Origin of the sequence: Andreprevotia lacus DSM 23236 (genome assembly GCF_900176275.1) — a bacterium.
GTDB lineage: Bacteria > Pseudomonadota > Gammaproteobacteria > Burkholderiales > Chitinibacteraceae > Andreprevotia > Andreprevotia lacus.
Genome location: NZ_FWXD01000007.1, coordinates 95,586 through 111,802 on the forward strand (window position 1 = coordinate 95,586; position 16,217 = coordinate 111,802).

Below are 16,217 nucleotides of genomic sequence, written 5' to 3' on the forward strand. Positions count from 1 at the left end.
GATAGTGCGGGAACAATACGGGCCGCATCTGCGGCCCGTATCCGTCCACGCCGGAGGTATTAAACCTTGACGTTGGTGGTGACGTTCCAGCCTTCCGGACCGATCTTGCTGTCGGTCGTGCCGTCGTGCTTGATCGGGGTGTATTCCCAGGTGACCTTGCCATAGGCAATGGACAGGCTTTCGGTCGGACGGTCATCGCCACCCGAGCTGCCGCTCCACTGGATGCTTTCGATCATGCAGTCTTCAAACACGTACTTGATGTAGGTGTGTTTGGCGCCAGTGGTCAGACACAGTTCTACTTCACACTTGTCGAAGTGCTTGCCGGCAGCGGAAGCGGAAGCGAGCTTCACCGAAGCCTTGTCGTACTTCTTCATCACGCTGAACGACGAGAACGAGGCCTTGCCGGCGGTCAGGCCGCCAGTGGCCGAACCCACGGTCACCGGGTTGCTGATGCCAAGGCTGAACGAGTACAGCTCGATCCAGTCCTTGTGTGCGTCGTCGGTGCTTTCGCCTTTGACATCACCGATCTTGAGGTAGGAATCATAAGCCATGCTGATGTGCTCCAAATGAAGGGGGTATTAACTGATTCGGCCATGCAGCGGCACCGGGCCGCCACATGTCCATACTGGTCGAACAGGTCTTACTTGGCCGGCGGCGGCAGATCCGCCACCAGACGCAGGCTGGCGGTCAGGCCTTCAAGCTGGAAGTGCGGCTTCAGGTAGGCCACAGCCTTGTAGAAGCCCGGCTTGCCCGGGATTTCGCTCACATCCACGCGTGCTTCGCGCAGCGGGTACTTGGCCTTGATTTCCTGGCCAGCGTCATCCGAACCCACCACGTAGTTGTTGATCCAGCGGCCCAGGAACTGCTCGCACTCGCCACGGGTCATGAAGCTGCCGACCTTGTCACGCACCATGGACTTCAGGTAGTGCGCAAAGCGCGATGTCGCCATGATGTACTGCAACTGGTTGGACAGGCGAGCATTGGCGTTGGCTGCATCGGTATCGTACTCCTTGGCCTTCTGCACCGACTGGGTGGAGAAGAACGCGGCGTAGTCGGTACCCTTGCAGTGCACCAGCGGGATGAAGCCCAGATCGGCCAGCTCTTTCTCGCGGCGATCGGTGATTGCCAGCTCGGTCGGGCACTTGAGGGCCACTTCGCCATCATCGGTGGTGAAGGTATGCGTCGGCAGGCCTTCAACCAGACCACCGCCTTCCACGCCACGGATGGCGGCACACCAGCCGTACTTGGCATAGGCATTGGTCAGGCGGGTGCCGAGCGCGTAGGACGCGTTCACCCACAGGTATTTGTCGTGTTCCTTGCCGCTGACATCTTCTTCGAAGTTGAACGCTTCGACCGGCACGGTGGCCGAGCCATACGGCAGGCGGCCCAGCACGTGCGGCAGGGTCAGGCCGACATAGCGCGAGTCTTCCGAATTGCGGAACGACTTCCACTTGGCGTATTCGACGGTATCGAAGCCCTTGGCCAGATCACGCGGCTTGGACAGCTCGGTCAGGCTGTCGAGGCCGAACATGCCGGCGTTGGCCGCCGAGAAGAACGGTGCGTGCGCGGCAGCAGCCACGTGCGACACTTCTTCCAGCAGGTACATGTCTTCCGGGTGGTTGCCGAACTCGTAGTCGCCGACCAGTGCGGCAAACGGGGCGCCACCGAAGGTGCCGTATTCTTCTTCGTAAATCTTCTTGAACAGCGCGGACTGGTCAAACTCTGCAGCGCCCTTGAAATCCTTGATCAGGTCTTTCTTGGAGGCGTTCAGCAGGTTGATCTTCAGGCCGGTGCCGGTTTCGCTCTGATGCACGAGGTAGTGCAGGCCGCGCCACGAAGCTTCCAGCTTCTGGAATTCATCGTTGTGCATGATGGCCGACAGCTGCTTGGACAGCACGCCATCGATTTCAGCGATGCGCTTTTCGATGCTGGCGATCAGATCCTTGGAAACGGTCACGGTGCCGGACAGGACTTCGTTGACGAAGCCGCTGATCAGGTCCTTGGCGCGCTCTTTCTCGGTGTCCGAGCGGGCAACACGGGTTTCGTCGATGATGCTGTCGAGCAGGCTGCCTTCGGCGGCTTGTGCGCCTTCCGCGCCAGCGGCTTGTTGTGCTTCGCTCATTTACTTGGCCTCCTCTGCGCTGTAGCCGGTTTCCTTGCCCAGTGCCTGCAGCTTGGTGGTGTCGTCCAGGATTTCCTGCAGCACTTCGCCCAGGCGCTCGTTGCTGTACATCTTGTTCTTCAGGTCCGACAGCTTGGCGCGGATCTCAAGCAGCTTCTTCAGCGGCTCGACTTGCGCGGCCACTTGCGCCGGCTCGAAGTCGGCGATGGTCTTGAAGCTCAGGTCGACCGACAACTGGCTGTCGTCGTTTGCCATGGTGTTATCAACACGATAAGCCAGATGCGGCTTGGTGCCCTTGAGCACTTCGTTGAAGTTGTCGCGGTCGATATTGACGAACTTGCGATCCTTCAGTTTCGGCAGCGGTTCAACCGGGTGGCCGGTGAAATCGCCCAATACGCCCATCACAAAGGGCAGTTCCTTTTTTTCGATCGCATCGCCGACTTCAACGTCGTACGTGATCTGCACACGCGGGGCGCGGACGCGGTCCAGCGTATGCTGCCTGCTCTCATTTGCCATTACCGGATCTCCAGATTCAATCAACTTCAGGTGTGGATGCCACAATAGACAAAACCGCGCCACGCACAGTTTTGCCATGCTTTAATGCTGGCAGAGTAAAATGACATCGCGCTAACAAACAAGTCGATTAGATATTTCTAATATTTCGACCGTCGACAGCAACCCTATTAGCTCTAGACTGAAAACAGAAAAAGTCCAGCAATCTCAAAACCATAGCTGCCGCAATATAAATACCGACGTTATTGAACGGAAACTGAATGCTCTCCCGCGCCCTGCCCCGACACTGGCCACTCTGGTTGCAACTCGGCCTGCCGATTGCCCTGGTGATCTGCCTGTCCGTCGGTCTGATCACCTTCCTGAACTTTTTCAACTACCAGAAAAGCTACCGCCAGCTGCAACTGGGGCGCTATCAGGTGCTGGGCAAGGATGTGCGCCAGGCCATCGAATCCGGCCTCAATGTCGGCCTTGATCCGGCCGCCAATGCCCGGCTGGAAGGCTTGCTGCAGCAATTGCGCAAGGAATCGGCCGGCGTGCAGTTCATGGCCGTGGTCGATGAAGGGGGCAGGCAGCTGGTGAGTAACGGTTCCCTGCCTGCCGGTCAGGACTGGAGCGCCAATCCGGCCAGTGCCCCCGCCCAGGCCGACTGGCAAAAGCAGGATGACACGCTGTATTACCTCGGGCTGCCCTATCGCAACAGTTTTGGCGTTGTGGTCGGGGCACTGATCATCGGCTACCCGCGCGCGCAGATTGACGCCGCCACCAACCAGATGCGGCTGCACCTGCTGCGGCTGTGGGGCCTGGTCAGCCTGGCCGTGTTCATGCTGGCCCCGTTGGGGGTATGGGTGTTGACGCGGCGCATGAGCCGCGAGCTGGATGTGGCCGCCAAAGCGCTCGACCACGCGCTGGACGACGACCCGCCAGCCCTGCCGGAATTCAAGGCGCTGGGCGAAGAGCTGGCGCAGGATATCCCGCAATTCATCCGCAGCAGCCGTGAATCGGCCCAGTTGCTTCACACTGCAAAACAAGAACAACAGTCATGAAAAGCCTGCAATTGAAATTGATTGCGCTATCGGTAGCGCTCTTGGTGGCCGCAGCGGCGGTGGTGTCGCTGTTTGCATTGCGCGATTTCGAAGCCGGCCTGACGCCGCAGATGGCGGCAGGCGACCGCGAAATCGGCGCCTCGGTATTGCGCGTGCTGGACAAGGCGCTCGACTATGGTGTGCCGTTTGCCGAGCTGCAGGGTGTGGATGACTTCCTCGACGACGTGCGCACCGACAATCCCAAGGTCAGCTACCTCATCATCACCAATACCTGGGGCCAGGCGCTGTACAACAGCCGCGCCAAGACGCTGAGCAACCAGGGCGAGCTGGAAGACCGGCTGGCCCACTGGACGCAGGGGCTAACCAGCGAACAGGTGGGCGCCTATCTGAATACCGCCATTCCCATCCGCGCGCATGGCGAGCAGATCGGCTGGCTGCATCTGGGCCAGAAGGCCGACGTGGCACAGCAGCAACTCAATGACGTGATGCTCGATCTGGGCACGGTGCTGGTGGTGGCCGGGCTGGTAGCGCTGGAACTGTTACGCCTGCTGCTGACCCTAACCGTTGGCACACCGGTTACCTTGCTGCATGACTTCCTCGCCAAGGTGCGCGAGGGCGACTTCACCTGGCAGCTGCCGCGCGATTATCTGGGCGGCGTGGGCAAGCTCAACCGCCACCTCAACCACGTGGTCAAGATCATCAACCACCGCTACCACCAGTTGCGCAGCACGGCGCGCAACCAGGGCAAGATCGCACCGACCTACGGCCTGCGCTTCCTGACCAACAAGGACGACAAGCACATCCTGTTTGTCTCGGCCCTGGATTACATCCGCTGGCCCTTCTTCCTGCTGGTGTTCTCCGACTCGCTCTCGCTGTCGTTCTTCCCGGTCTTTGCCGGCCAGTTCTACGACCCGGCGCTGGGGCTGTCGCGCCAGCTGGCGAGCAGCCTGCCGATCTCGGTCTTCATGCTGGTGTGGGCGCTGGCCATGCCGTGGGCCGGCCAGTGGTGCGACCGCGTAGGCTATCGTCGCGCATTCGGCGTCGGCGCGGCCATTACCACCGTCGGTCTGCTGCTGACGGCCGCATCCCAGACCTTTTTCGATCTGTTGTTGTGGCGCTCGATCACCGCCATCGGCTACGGCACGGTCTTCGTTACTGCACAGAGCTACATCGCCAACAACACGCCGGCCGATCAGCGCACACGCGGCATGGCGCTGTTCCTGTCCACCTTCTTCGCTGGCTCGCTGGCCGGTGCCGCCATTGGCGGCATTCTGGTCGACCGGCTGGGTGACCGGCCAACCTTCATGCTGTCGGCCCTGCTATCGGCAGCGGCAGCGATCTTTGTCGCCCGCGTGATACGCCGCAAGAGCGGCGGCGGTGCACCGCGCAAGGCACTCAAGCTGGCCGATTTCGGTACCCTGCTGCGCCACAAGCAGTTTGCCGCCATCACCTTCCTCACCGCGATTCCGTCCAAGATCGCGCTGACCGGCTTCCTGTATTACTCGGTGCCGCTGTACCTTAAATCGGTGGGCGCCTCGCAATCGGGCACCGGCCGCATGATGATGGCCTACGGTCTGGCCATCATCATCCTGTCGCCACAGATTGCGCGGCTGGCCGATGCACTGGGCCACCGCCGCTGGTTCGTGATTGCCGGTGGTTATGCCGCTGCGCTGGGCATGTTCGCCACCTATCTGAATGACAGCCCGCTGGGCGTGCTGATCAGCATTACCTGCCTGGGCATGGCCCACGCGGTCGGCGTATCGCCGCAGCTGGCGCTGGTGGGGGACTATTGCAAGGATGCCGTGCAGGAAATGGGCCAGGCCACCACCACCGGCATCTTCCGGCTGATGGAGCGGCTGGGCAATGTGCTCGGCCCGCTGATTGCCGGCGCGCTGATCGCCAGTTATGGCTTCAAGGGTGCCTTCTATGGCGTCGGCATCCTCACCTTGATTACGACAACCCTGTTCATGCTGCTGTTCTTCCGCTTCGATGCACAGAAACCCGGGGCGGTGCCGGCATGAAGATGATGAAGACCCTGCTGCTGGCCACTTGCCTGCTGTCACCCTTGCTGGCAAACGCCGCCGACCACCCGCCCTACAAGGTGCTGATGCTGCTTTATCGTGGTAGCACCGATGCGGAACGTGGCTTCATGGATTACCTGAAAGCCCGCATGCCGGTGCAGTTCATCGTGCGCGATGCGGCCGAGGACAAGGAAAAGATTCCTGCGCTGATCGCCGAAGCCAGGCAACTCAAGCCCGACCTGATCTACACCTTCGGCACCAGCATGACCCTGGCCGCAGTAGGCAAATACGATGCCGATCCGGCCAGATACCTGGGCAAGGTGCCGGTGGTATTCAACATCGTGGCCGATCCGGTGGGCTCCAAACTCACGCGCACACTGCAAACATCCAGCCGCAATTTCACCGGCGTATCGCACCTGGTGCCAATGGCCGACCAACTCAAGGCGGCAAACCAGCTGGGCAAGATCAACCGGCTGGGCGTGGTGTACAACCCGCAGGAACCCAATTCGCAGCTGGCCGTGCGCGACCTGCAGGACAACGCGGCCCGCTTCGGCTATACGCTGGTGCCGGTACCGGTCGAAGTGGATGCCACGGGCAAGCCGACCACCGAAGCGGTCACCACAGCGGTGCAGCAGGTGCTGCTGGGCAAGATCGATACGCTCTATCTGCCATCCGACTCATCGCTGATCCAGCAGGCTGATGCCATCGTCGCGCCTGCCACCGCCGCGGGCGTACCGGTGATCTCGGCCACCGAGGCCCCGATCCGCAAGAACGGCGCGCTGATGGGGCTGGTGGGCAACTATTACAACGCGGGCGCGTTTGCCGGCTACAAGGCCGAACAAATCCTGCTAAAACGAAAGACACCGGCGGCCATTCCCATGGAAACCCTGCAGCGCTTTTCGCTGGTGGTAAACATGCAAACGGCCCGCACGCTGAAACGCTACCCACCGCTCGAAGAATTCCGCATCGCCGAGCTGCTGCGCTAGGGTCCGCTGATCCCTGCTTCACCCCCGTGGAGCAGGCATGAAAGACCGCCCGGAGCCCTGCCATGCGCATCCTGATTGCGCCGGACTCGTTCAAGGAAAGCCTGACAGCCATCGATGCGGCCGGCCTGATCGCCGCCGGCTTTGCCGACGTACTGCCCGATGCGCATTACCACTGCCTGCCCATTGCGGATGGCGGCGAAGGCACGGTGGATGTCGTGATGGCCGCCACGCACGGGCACAAGCACACCATCGCCGCCACCGGCCCGCTGGGCGAGCTGGTGAACGCCAGCTTCGGCCTGTGCGGCGATGGCCACACCGCCGTGATCGAAATGGCGGCGGCCAGTGGCCTGGCACATGTCCCCACGGCACAACGCAACCCGCTGCTGACCGGCAGCCACGGCACCGGCGAGCTGATTCTTGCCGCGCTGGATGCCGGCGCACGCCGCCTGATCATCGGTCTGGGCGGCAGCGCCACCGTCGATGGTGGCGCGGGCATGCTGCAGGTACTGGGCGCCCGGCTGCTGGATGCCAACGGACAGGCACTGCCCGCTGGCGGCGGTGCACTGGGTCGGCTGGACCGGATCGAGACCGCCCAGCTGGACGCGCGCCTTGCCGCCTGCACCATCGAGATTGCCGCCGATGTAGACAACCCCTTATGCGGCCCGGCCGGCGCTGCCACGGTTTATGGCCCGCAAAAAGGTGCCACGCCCGCCATGGTGGCGCAACTGGAACACCACCTGCAGCACTTCGCACACATCCTGCAACGCGATCTGGGCCGCGACGTGGCCCTGCTGCCGGGTGCCGGTGCGGCGGGCGGCCTGGGCGCTGCGCTGATGGGCGTCCTGGGTGCATCGTTGCGGCCGGGGATTGCGCTGATCGGCGAGCTGGTCAAGCTGGAACAGGCCATACAGGCTGCCGATCTGGTCATCACCGGCGAGGGCAGGCTGGATGGCCAGACCAGTCGTGGCAAGGCACCGGCCGGCGTGGCCGCGTGCGCCCGCCGTCACGGCAAGCCGGTGATCGCGATTGCCGGCAGCATGGCGGGCGATGCAGCGGCCGGCTTCGATGCGGCATTCGGCATCGTGCCGCAACCCTGCACGCTGGAACAGGCGCTGGCCGACGCAGCCGGCAACCTGCGCCGCACCGCGCGCCAGATTGCCGCCATGCTCAGGCTGGCGCAGCGGCTGCCGGTGGGGGCTGCACGGGCGCTGCGTGTTACCGAATAGCGCATGGAAAACCAACGAGAGCCTGCGTTACCCCTAACCAGCCAAGCCAAATGCGTCAACCTGTTTTGAAGGTGAAGCTGCGATGCTTCGTCGTTTTAAGCGCTAACGCTCCTGCACCAGCGCGCTCCCCCCGCCATGGCGCAGCGGTTCGCTCACTGCGGTCACACTGCCATCGTCATTGAAGCGCAAACCGTTGGCCGCGCCGATTTCGTCGGTTTCACGCCAGCGATAACCATAGGATTCCAGCGCCAATGCCTGCGGACTGCCAACGAATTGCAGCAGCGACTCCACCTCGGTCGTGTCGGCATTGCGCTGGCTCAGACGTGGCGCAGCCAGCGCACTCGCCAGGGTCATGCCCTGATCCAGATGCGCCACCAGCACCTGCAGCACCGTGGTGATGATGCTGGCCCCACCGGGCGAGCCAATGGACAGCACCGGCCTGCCGTCACGGAACACCAGCGTCGGGCTCATGCTGGAGCGCGGCCGTTTGCCGGCCTCGGGCACATTGGGGTGCGGGCCGCTGAAATCGAAATCGGTCAGCTCGTTGTTGAGCAGGAAGCCGCTGCCGGGCACCACCATGCCACTGCCACCCCAGTCCTCGATGGTGAAGGTGTAGCTGACAATATTGCCCGCGCGGTCGGTCACCGTCAGGTGGGTGGTATGAACCGGTTCTTCCCGGCCTGCGGCAGCTGGCCGCAGCGGCACGGCCAGATTCTGCTGGAATGCGTAGGGGTCGCCCTGCCCCACCCGGCCATGGTCGGCGCGCAAATCGATGCCGGCGGCGCGTTGGCGCGCGTAATCCTTGGACAGCAAACCCGCTTTGGGCACGTCGACGAATTCGCCATCGGCCACATAGGCATTGCGGTCGGCAAAGGCCAGCCGCGATGCCTGCAGATAGAGATGCTGCACCTGTGGCGGCGGCATTCTGGCCAGATCGTAGTTTTCCAGCACGTTCAGGGCTTCGGCGATGGCAATGCCGCCGCTGGATGGCAGGCCCATGCCGTAGATGTCATAGCCGCGATAGGTCGAATGTACCGGCTGGCGCAGGCGGGCCTCATAGTCCTGCAGGTCGGCCAGCGTCATCCGGCCCGGCAATACCGTGACACCGGGCCGCACGGCCGGCATGTTGACCGCATCGACGATGCGCTGCGCCAGCTCGCCCTCGTAAAACGCGCGTACGCCGCCCGTGCCGATCTGCCGGTAGGTTTGCGCCAGTTCGGGGTTGCGGAACCAGCTGCCCAGCGGCAGCGCTCTGCCATCTTTCAGATACAGGCTGGCCGTGGCCGGGAAGCGACGGAACTTGCCCTCGTTAAGCACATTGATGCGGTGGAAATTCGCATCGATCTCGAAGCCCTGCTCGGCCACTGCAACCGCCGGTTGCAGCACCTGCTGCATGCTCATGCTGCCATAGCGCGCCAGTGCCTCGTGCCAGCCGCGCACAGTGCCGGGCACACCGACCGAGCGCCCGCTGGCAATGGCTTCGGCCAGCGGCAAGGGGTGGCCGTCACGCTGCAGCGCAGTGGGCGTGAACGAGGCGGGTGCGGTTTCGCGGTGATCGATGGTAATAACCTTGCGATCACGCGCCGAGTAAATCAGCATGAAGCCGCCACCACCGATCCCGCAGCTGAACGGATCGGTCACGCCCAGCGTAGCAGCAGCGGCAACGGCAGCGTCCACGGCATTGCCACCGCGATTGAGGATGTCCATCGCGGCCTGGCTGGCCGGGCCGGAAATGGTTGCGACGGCGCCACCGTGGCCAGTCACCACCGCCTGGCCCGCCCAGGCAGGCAGCGCCAGCAATGCGGCCCAAGCCGCCAGCAGCAAGGATTTGCTCATGCGAGTATTCCAGTGCGTGATGCGCAATGCTAGCAGCAAGCTGATTCAAGGCTTAATCGGAGATTACCCCTACACGATCAGGCAAGGGCCGGATCGCGAACAACCGCCAGGAGGCGGCCGCTACCGGAGCCGGTGCAACGCGGCCAGCAGCGCTAGTTGCGATGCAGTCCGTCGTACTGCATGACTTCCAGCGCGGCAAAGTCAATGTCATCCAGGCAACGCACATTGACAGCCACCATGGCATTGCCGGAAGGATCGGTGCCCATGCCGAACGGCGCACAGCCACAGTTCGGACAGAAGTGATGTGCGATCACGTGGCGGTTGAAGCGGTAGGTGGCCAGCGCATCTTCGGGCGTATGCAGTTTCAGCGCGTCGCGCGGCACGAACCACATCAGCGGCCCCTTGCGGCGGCAGTAGCTGCAGTTGCACTCGATGACATGGCCCAGCTCGCCCTCGATCTCATAGCGGGTTTGCCCACAGTGACAGCTTCCGGTGTACAGCATGGTGAACTCCTGAGTGATGACGACGGCCAGCGTACCGACGTGGCAGGCGCATGGCTGGCCGATCATGCCCCAAAAAAGGGCGCACATTCAATGCAGCCCCCGCATGAGGTGGATGCCCTACATACAAACATGCTTTGTTTTCAGTAGTTTGCGGCACCCCCATGCCACTGGTGATACCGGGCATGCGTTTTGCTCATACCACTGTCGATTCGATTGTTTCCTGCTTCATCATGCTGCGCATCCTGCTTGTTACCGATACCGAAAAGCCGATAGGCGAGTTGCGCGATGCGCTCTCGCAGCACGGCTACGAGGTGCTCGGCGATGTCGCCAGCCCGGTAGCACTGCTGGCCAGCGTGGAGCGCCAGCGGCCCGATGTGGTGATCATCGATACCGAATCGCCATCGCGCGATACGCTGGAACAACTGGCCGTGATGAACGGCGCCGCGCCGCGCCCGGTGGTGATGTTCAGCCACGATGCCGATCAACAGCTGATCCGCGCCGCCGTCGGCGCCGGTGTCACCACCTATATGGTCGATGGCCTCGCGCCGGACAAGCTCTCCCCCATCATAGACGTGGCACTGGCACGCTTTGCCGAGGAAACACGGCTGCGCCAGCGACTGGCCGACGTCGAACAACAACTGGCCGACCGCAAGCTGATCGACCGTGCCAAGGGCATCCTGATGGACAAGCGCGGCATGAGCGAGGCCGAAGCCTTTGAAACCCTGCGCAGTCTGGCCATGAAACAAGGCCAGAAGCTGGCCGATGTGGCCCGCCAGCTGATCGCAATGGCCGATCTGCTCGGCTGATGGAGACCACACGCATGTCGCCCCCCTACCCGCACGCCAACATCAACGGCAGCGACGCGCCGGAAAAACCCAATGTCCGGCTGGGCTTCGTACCGCTCACCGACTGCGCGCCGCTGGTGGCGGCCAAAATCCTCGGGCTGGGCCGGCGTCATGGCCTGAATATCGAGCTGGTGCGCCAGCCCTCGTGGGCTGCCGTGCGCGACAAGCTGCTGTCTGGCGAACTGGATGCCGCGCAGGCGCTGTACGGTCTGGTCTACGGTGTGCAGCTCGGCATCGGCGGCCCGCAGGCCGACATGGCGGTGTTGATGACTTTGAACCGCAACGGCCAGGCCATCACGCTCTCCAACCGCTTGAGCGAAGGCTTGCGGCAAGGCCGCTCGTTGCGCACGCAACTGGCGGCGCAAACCCACCAGCCGGTATTCGCGCAAACCTTCCCCACCGGCACGCATGCGATGTGGCTGTATTACTGGCTGGCCGCCGAAGGGCTGGACCCGCTGCGCGACGTGCGCAGCGTGGTGATTCCACCACCGCAGATGAGCGATGCCATGGCGCTGGAGCAGCTCGACGGCTTTTGCGCCGGCGAGCCCTGGCATGCGGTGGCTGAAGCCGAAAACATCGGCCGTACCGCCGTTACCAGCGGTGAAATCTGGCCGGATCACCCGGAAAAAGTACTGGCCTGCCGGCGCGATCTGGTGGCGCTCTACCCGAATACCGCCCGCGCATTGACCATGACCATACTGGAAGCCTGCCGCTGGCTGGATGCGCCCGAACACCGGCGCGAAATGGCCGGCTGGCTGTCCGGGCCCGGCTATATCGGCCGCGCCAGCAACCTGATCGCCCCGCGCATGCTGGGTGACTACGGCCGCACCAGCGCCCATGCGCTGCCACTGCGCTTTTTTGCCGATGGCGAGGTCAACCACCCCTATCTATCGGACGGCAACTGGTTCCTGACCCAGTACGTGCGCTGGGGCATGGCCGCATCCAGCGTGCTGGATGGTCACCTCGCGGCCGAAATCAACCAGACCGCGCTTTACCGGCAAGCTGCCGCAGCACTGGACATTGCCACCGCCGACAGCGACACACGCAGCAGCGTGCTGATCGACGGCCGACGCTGGGATGGCAGCAATCTGCATGCCTATGCCCGCAGTTTTCCCATCCAGCACGATGCCCATGCTGCAGGCCACAAAGCTAAGTAGTACTACCTAGCCGTGCGCTGCGCTGGTGCAGCACGCACTGCTGCGGTGCAACAACGGCGCACACCACCAAACAAACAAATCCTTTATTTTCAATAACTTAACAAAATTTACGCGCTGGCACGCCACTTGCTCTAGTTAGAGCATCCTGCGCAACGGCGTGCAGGCGTTAAAAACCGACAGGTCAGCCAATGCAGGCTGAGCTGCACGGGTCATCCATACGGCAGCGCGCTCCGACTCCCGCGCCAGCCGCTTGCGACGATCCAAATGGACAACGGCGTCCCCTCCAACCCCAACGGGTTGCGAGCGGACGCCGTTTTTTTTCGCCTGCCCGATCCGGGCCGGCTATAGGCAACTGGAGATTACTCATGGATCGCTCGTTCTGGCGTGCAGGCCATACCCCTACCCTGCTTTCCGCGTTCCTGTATTTCGATCTGAGCTTCATGGTCTGGTATCTGCTTGGCCCGCTGCAGATCCAGCTGGCGCAGGCACTCAGCCTGAACACGCAGCAACGCGGCCTGATGGTGGCCACACCCATCCTGGCCGGCGCCATACTGCGTTTGTTCATGGGCATGCTGGCTGACCGCATCGGCGCCAAACGCGCCGGCCTGATTGGCCAGCTCATTGTCATTGCCGCACTGCTGGCCGCCTGGCAGCTGGGCATCCACAACCTGCAGCATGCGCTGCTACTGGGCGTGTTCCTCGGCGTGGCCGGTGCGTCGTTCGCCGTGGCGCTGCCGCTGGCATCGCGCTGGTATCCGCCGCAACACCAGGGCACGGCCATGGGCATTGCCGGTGCCGGCAACTCGGGCACGGTCCTAGCCGCGCTGTTTGCACCGGCCCTGGCGGTCGGGTTTGGCTGGCAAAACGTGTTCGGCCTGGTCTGCGTGCCGCTGGTACTGGTGCTGGCCTTTTACTGGCGCAACGCCAAGGACGCACCGGGCGAAGCCAGGCGCAAGACGCTGGCCGACTACGGCCGCATGCTCGGCAATGCCGATGCCTGGTGGTTCATGTTCTTCTATGCGCTGACCTTCGGCGGCTTCTCGGGCTTTGCCAGCGCACTGCCTGGCTACTTCCACGATCAATTCAACTTCGACCCCAAGCTGGCTGGCTGGGCCACGGCGGCCTGTGTGTTCGCCGGCTCGGTGATGCGCCCGCTGGGTGGCGTGCTGGCCGACCGCATCGGCGGCACGCGTTCGCTGCTGGGCGTTTACGCCACCGTTGCGGCACTGATCGCACTGGCCGCGCTCAACCCGGCAGGGGCCGCCGTGCAACTGGCACTGTTCATCGGCGCCATGCTTTGCCTGGGCGCCGGCAACGGCGCGGTGTTCCAGCTGGTGCCACAACGCTTTGGCAAGGAAATCGGCGTAATGACCGGCCTGATCGGCATGGCCGGCGGCATCGGCGGCTTTGCACTCGCCGCCAGCCTGGCGGCCATCAAGCAGCACAGCGGCGACTACGCCGGCGGCCTGTGGCTGTTTGCCGCGCTGGCCGTGGCCGGCTGGGCCAGCCTGGCCAACGTGAAACAGAAATGGCGCAACGGCTGGGCCGTCGCGTCGGCCCGGGTCTGAGCAGGAGCACCACCATGAAAAAACTGAAACTCGTCGTCGTCGGCAACGGCATGGCCGGCATCCGCACCGTGGAAGAGCTGCTGGCGCTGGCACCGGACATGTACGACATCACCGTGTTCGGCAGCGAGCCGCACCCCAACTACAACCGCATCCTGCTGTCGCCCGTGCTGGCCGGCGAGCAGGATTTCAAGGACATCGTGCTCAACCCGCTGGCCTGGTATGCCGACAACGGCATCACCCTGCACACCGGCAAGACCGTCACCCGCATCGACCGCGCACGCCGTGTCGTGGTCGCCGACGATGGCAGTGAAGCCCCGTATGACCGCCTGCTGCTGGCCACCGGCTCGACGCCCTTCATCCTGCCGGTGCCGGGCAAGGACTTGCGCGGCGTGATCAGCTATCGCGACATCCACGACACCGAGGCCATGATCGCCGCCGCGCAGACCAAGCGCAGCGCGGTCGTGATCGGTGGCGGCCTGCTGGGGCTGGAGGCCGCCAATGGCCTGAAGCTGCGCGGCATGAACGTCAGCGTGGTGCATCTGGGGGACTGGCTGCTTGACCGCCAGCTGGATGACACCGCGGGCAGCCTGCTGCGCCAGTCGCTGGAAGAACGCGGGCTGGGCTTTCTGCTGGGCCGTCAGACCAGCGAAATCGTCGGCAATGCCGCTGGTGAGGTCGTTGCGGTGCGCTTCAAGGATGGTGAGGAAATCCCGGCCGATCTGGTGGTGATGGCGGTCGGCATCCGCCCCAACGCCACCTTGGCCGAGAGCGCCGGCCTGCACTGCAATCGCGGCATCGTGGTCAGCGATGCGCTGCAGACCTTCGATCCACGCATCTACGCCGTGGGCGAGTGTGTCAGCCATCGCGGCGTGGCCTACGGGCTGGTGGCGCCGCTGTTCGAGCAGGCCAAGGTGTGCGCCAACCATCTGGCGCAGCTGGGCATCGGCCAGTACAAGGGCTCGGTGCTGTCCACCAAGCTCAAGGTCACCGGCATTGACCTGTTCAGCGCCGGCGATTTCATGGGCGGCGAAGGCACCGAGGACATCGTGCTGTCCGACCCGGCTGGCGGCGTCTACAAGAAGCTGGTGATCAAGGACGACCAGCTGGTGGGTGCCTGCCTGTATGGCGACACCACCGACGGTGCGTGGTATTTCAAGCTGTTGCGCGAGGGCCGCAAGATCGGCGATCTGCGCGATCACATCATGTTCGGCGAATCGGCCATCGGCGACGTCGGTGTGGCCGGCCAGAGCCGCGCCGCCGCGATGCAGGACAGCGACGAGGTGTGCGGCTGCAATGGCGTGTGCAAGGGCAATATTGTCAAGGCCATCAAGGACAAGGGGCTGTTCACCGTCGATGACGTGAAGAAGCACACCAAGGCCGCCAGCTCGTGCGGCTCGTGCACCGGGCTGGTCGAGCAGATTTTGATGAACACGCTGGGCTCCAGCTTTCAGGAAACGCCCAAGACCAAGGCGGTGTGCGGCTGCACCGACCACACGCACGGCGAAGTGCGCAAGGCCATCCGCGAACAGCATCTGACCACACACAAGGCGGTGTACGACTTCCTTGAATGGCGCACACCCAATGGCTGCGCTACCTGCCGCCCGGCGGTGAACTACTACCTGCTCTCGACCTGGCCCAAGGAGGCGGTGGACGATCCGCAAAGCCGCTTTGTCAACGAGCGCGTGCACGCCAACATCCAGAAGGACGGCACCTTCTCGGTCATCCCGCAAATGAAGGGCGGCGTCACCAATGCTGCCGAGCTGCGCCGCATTGCCGACGTGGCCGACAAATACCATGTGCCCATGGTCAAGGTGACCGGCGGCCAGCGCATCGACCTGCTGGGGGTAAAGAAGGAAGACCTGGTCAACGTGTGGAAGGACTTGGGCATGAACTCCGGCCATGCCTACGGCAAATCCATCCGCACGGTGAAAACCTGCGTGGGCAGCGAGTTCTGCCGCTTCGGCACGCAGAACAGCACGCAAATGGGCATAGACCTCGAAACCATGCTGGCCAATATGTGGTCGCCGCACAAGGTCAAGCTGGCGGTATCGGGTTGCCCGCGCAACTGCGCCGAGGCCGGCATCAAGGACGTGGGCGTGATCGCCGTCGACAGCGGCTGGGAGCTGTATGTCGGTGGCAACGGCGGCATCAAGACCGAGGTGGCGCAGTTCCTCGCCAAGGTCAAGACGGCCGACGAAGTAAAGGAATACAGCGGCGCCTTCCTGCAACTCTACCGCGAGGAAGCCTACTACCTCGACCGCACCGTGCATTACATAGCCCGCGTCGGCCTCGACTACATCAAGGCGCGCGTCGTCAGCGATGCTGCCAACCGCAAGGCGCTGTACGAACGGCTGCTGTATTCCCTCGAAGGGCTGCCCGACCCGTGGGCAGCACGCA

Annotated in this window: 12 protein-coding genes and 1 pseudogene; 8 read left to right on the forward strand and 5 right to left on the reverse strand. The window is 63.3% G+C overall.

All coding sequences use genetic code 11. The features are described from left to right. Positions 1-59: 59 nt before the first annotated feature. The 3 genes from B9A19_RS07475 to tssB all read right to left on the reverse strand — a co-directional run bounded on the left by B9A19_RS07475 (position 60) and on the right by tssB (position 2,638). Positions 60-551 (reverse strand): Hcp family type VI secretion system effector, encoded by a 492-nt coding sequence (locus B9A19_RS07475; RefSeq protein ID WP_139798713.1) that lies wholly within the window; start codon positions 549-551, stop codon positions 60-62. Positions 552-640: 89 nt separating this feature from the next. After that, positions 641-2,122 carry a type VI secretion system contractile sheath large subunit gene (gene tssC, locus B9A19_RS07480; RefSeq protein WP_084090163.1) on the reverse strand — a complete coding sequence of 494 codons (1,482 nt, stop codon included), beginning with the start codon at positions 2,120-2,122 and terminating at the stop codon, positions 641-643. Next, positions 2,123-2,638, reverse strand: coding sequence for a type VI secretion system contractile sheath small subunit (gene tssB, locus B9A19_RS07485; RefSeq protein WP_084090164.1), 516 nt, complete (start codon positions 2,636-2,638; stop codon positions 2,123-2,125). 257 nt (positions 2,639-2,895) lie between these two features. Here tssB and B9A19_RS07490 point away from each other — a divergent pair, with 257 nt between their 5' ends. The 4 genes from B9A19_RS07490 (at position 2,896) to B9A19_RS07505 (ending at position 7,911) form a co-directional block, all read left to right on the forward strand. Next, positions 2,896-3,678, forward strand: coding sequence for a hypothetical protein (locus B9A19_RS07490; protein ID WP_139798714.1), 783 nt, complete (start codon positions 2,896-2,898; stop codon positions 3,676-3,678). Next, complete coding sequence (locus B9A19_RS07495) at positions 3,675-5,699, forward strand: MFS transporter (RefSeq protein WP_084090166.1); 2,025 nt, start codon at positions 3,675-3,677, stop codon at positions 5,697-5,699. The genes B9A19_RS07490 and B9A19_RS07495 overlap by 4 nt, the downstream gene beginning before the upstream one ends. Then, entirely contained in the window at positions 5,696-6,685 is a 990-nt protein-coding gene (locus tag B9A19_RS07500) for an ABC transporter substrate-binding protein (RefSeq protein ID WP_084090167.1), read from the forward strand. The genes B9A19_RS07495 and B9A19_RS07500 overlap by 4 nt, the downstream gene beginning before the upstream one ends. 62 nt (positions 6,686-6,747) lie before the next feature. Continuing rightward, positions 6,748-7,911, forward strand: coding sequence for a glycerate kinase (locus tag B9A19_RS07505; protein ID WP_084090168.1), 1,164 nt, complete (start codon positions 6,748-6,750; stop codon positions 7,909-7,911). Positions 7,912-8,013: 102 nt separating this feature from the next. On the opposite strand, the gene ggt is transcribed toward B9A19_RS07505, so the two are convergent. After that, positions 8,014-9,747, reverse strand: coding sequence for a gamma-glutamyltransferase (gene ggt / locus B9A19_RS07510; RefSeq protein ID WP_084090169.1), 1,734 nt, complete (start codon positions 9,745-9,747; stop codon positions 8,014-8,016). A gap of 152 nt (positions 9,748-9,899) precedes the next feature. After that, entirely contained in the window at positions 9,900-10,337 is a 438-nt protein-coding gene (locus tag B9A19_RS07515; protein ID WP_245804301.1) for a GFA family protein, read from the reverse strand. Between the two features lie 95 nt (positions 10,338-10,432). Here B9A19_RS07515 and B9A19_RS07520 point away from each other — a divergent pair, with 95 nt between their 5' ends. The 4 genes and pseudogenes from B9A19_RS07520 to nirB all read left to right on the forward strand — a co-directional run. Next, entirely contained in the window at positions 10,433-11,056 is a 624-nt protein-coding gene (locus B9A19_RS07520) for an ANTAR domain-containing response regulator (protein ID WP_245804302.1), read from the forward strand. Between the two features lie 14 nt (positions 11,057-11,070). Then, positions 11,071-12,252, forward strand: a complete 1,182-nt coding sequence (locus B9A19_RS07525) for a CmpA/NrtA family ABC transporter substrate-binding protein (protein WP_139798715.1) — start codon at positions 11,071-11,073, stop codon at positions 12,250-12,252. Positions 12,253-12,617: 365 nt separating this feature from the next. After that, positions 12,618-13,820 carry a nitrate/nitrite transporter gene (locus B9A19_RS07530; RefSeq protein ID WP_084090171.1) on the forward strand — a complete coding sequence of 401 codons (1,203 nt, stop codon included), beginning with the start codon at positions 12,618-12,620 and terminating at the stop codon, positions 13,818-13,820. A gap of 14 nt (positions 13,821-13,834) precedes the next feature. Then, positions 13,835-16,198 (forward strand): annotated as a pseudogene (nirB, locus tag B9A19_RS07535) (nitrite reductase large subunit NirB); the annotation flags it as partial. Positions 16,199-16,217 lie beyond the last annotated feature (19 nt).

What these genes read in the sequence shown, in the direction of transcription:
- B9A19_RS07475 (WP_139798713.1), bottom strand. Translation starts at nt 551, where the DNA reads ATGGCTTATGATTCCTACCTCAAGATCGGTGATGTCAAAGGCGAAAGC.
- tssC (WP_084090163.1), bottom strand. Translation starts at nt 2,122, where the DNA reads ATGAGCGAAGCACAACAAGCCGCTGGCGCGGAAGGCGCACAAGCCGCC.
- tssB (WP_084090164.1), bottom strand. Translation starts at nt 2,638, where the DNA reads ATGGCAAATGAGAGCAGGCAGCATACGCTGGACCGCGTCCGCGCCCCG.
- B9A19_RS07490 (WP_139798714.1), top strand. Translation starts at nt 2,896, where the DNA reads ATGCTCTCCCGCGCCCTGCCCCGACACTGGCCACTCTGGTTGCAACTC.
- B9A19_RS07495 (WP_084090166.1), top strand. Translation starts at nt 3,675, where the DNA reads ATGAAAAGCCTGCAATTGAAATTGATTGCGCTATCGGTAGCGCTCTTG.
- B9A19_RS07500 (WP_084090167.1), top strand. Translation starts at nt 5,696, where the DNA reads ATGAAGATGATGAAGACCCTGCTGCTGGCCACTTGCCTGCTGTCACCC.
- B9A19_RS07505 (WP_084090168.1), top strand. Translation starts at nt 6,748, where the DNA reads ATGCGCATCCTGATTGCGCCGGACTCGTTCAAGGAAAGCCTGACAGCC.
- ggt (WP_084090169.1), bottom strand. Translation starts at nt 9,747, where the DNA reads ATGAGCAAATCCTTGCTGCTGGCGGCTTGGGCCGCATTGCTGGCGCTG.
- B9A19_RS07515 (WP_245804301.1), bottom strand. Translation starts at nt 10,337, where the DNA reads ATGTGCGCCCTTTTTTGGGGCATGATCGGCCAGCCATGCGCCTGCCAC.
- B9A19_RS07520 (WP_245804302.1), top strand. Translation starts at nt 10,433, where the DNA reads ATGCGTTTTGCTCATACCACTGTCGATTCGATTGTTTCCTGCTTCATC.
- B9A19_RS07525 (WP_139798715.1), top strand. Translation starts at nt 11,071, where the DNA reads ATGTCGCCCCCCTACCCGCACGCCAACATCAACGGCAGCGACGCGCCG.
- B9A19_RS07530 (WP_084090171.1), top strand. Translation starts at nt 12,618, where the DNA reads ATGGATCGCTCGTTCTGGCGTGCAGGCCATACCCCTACCCTGCTTTCC.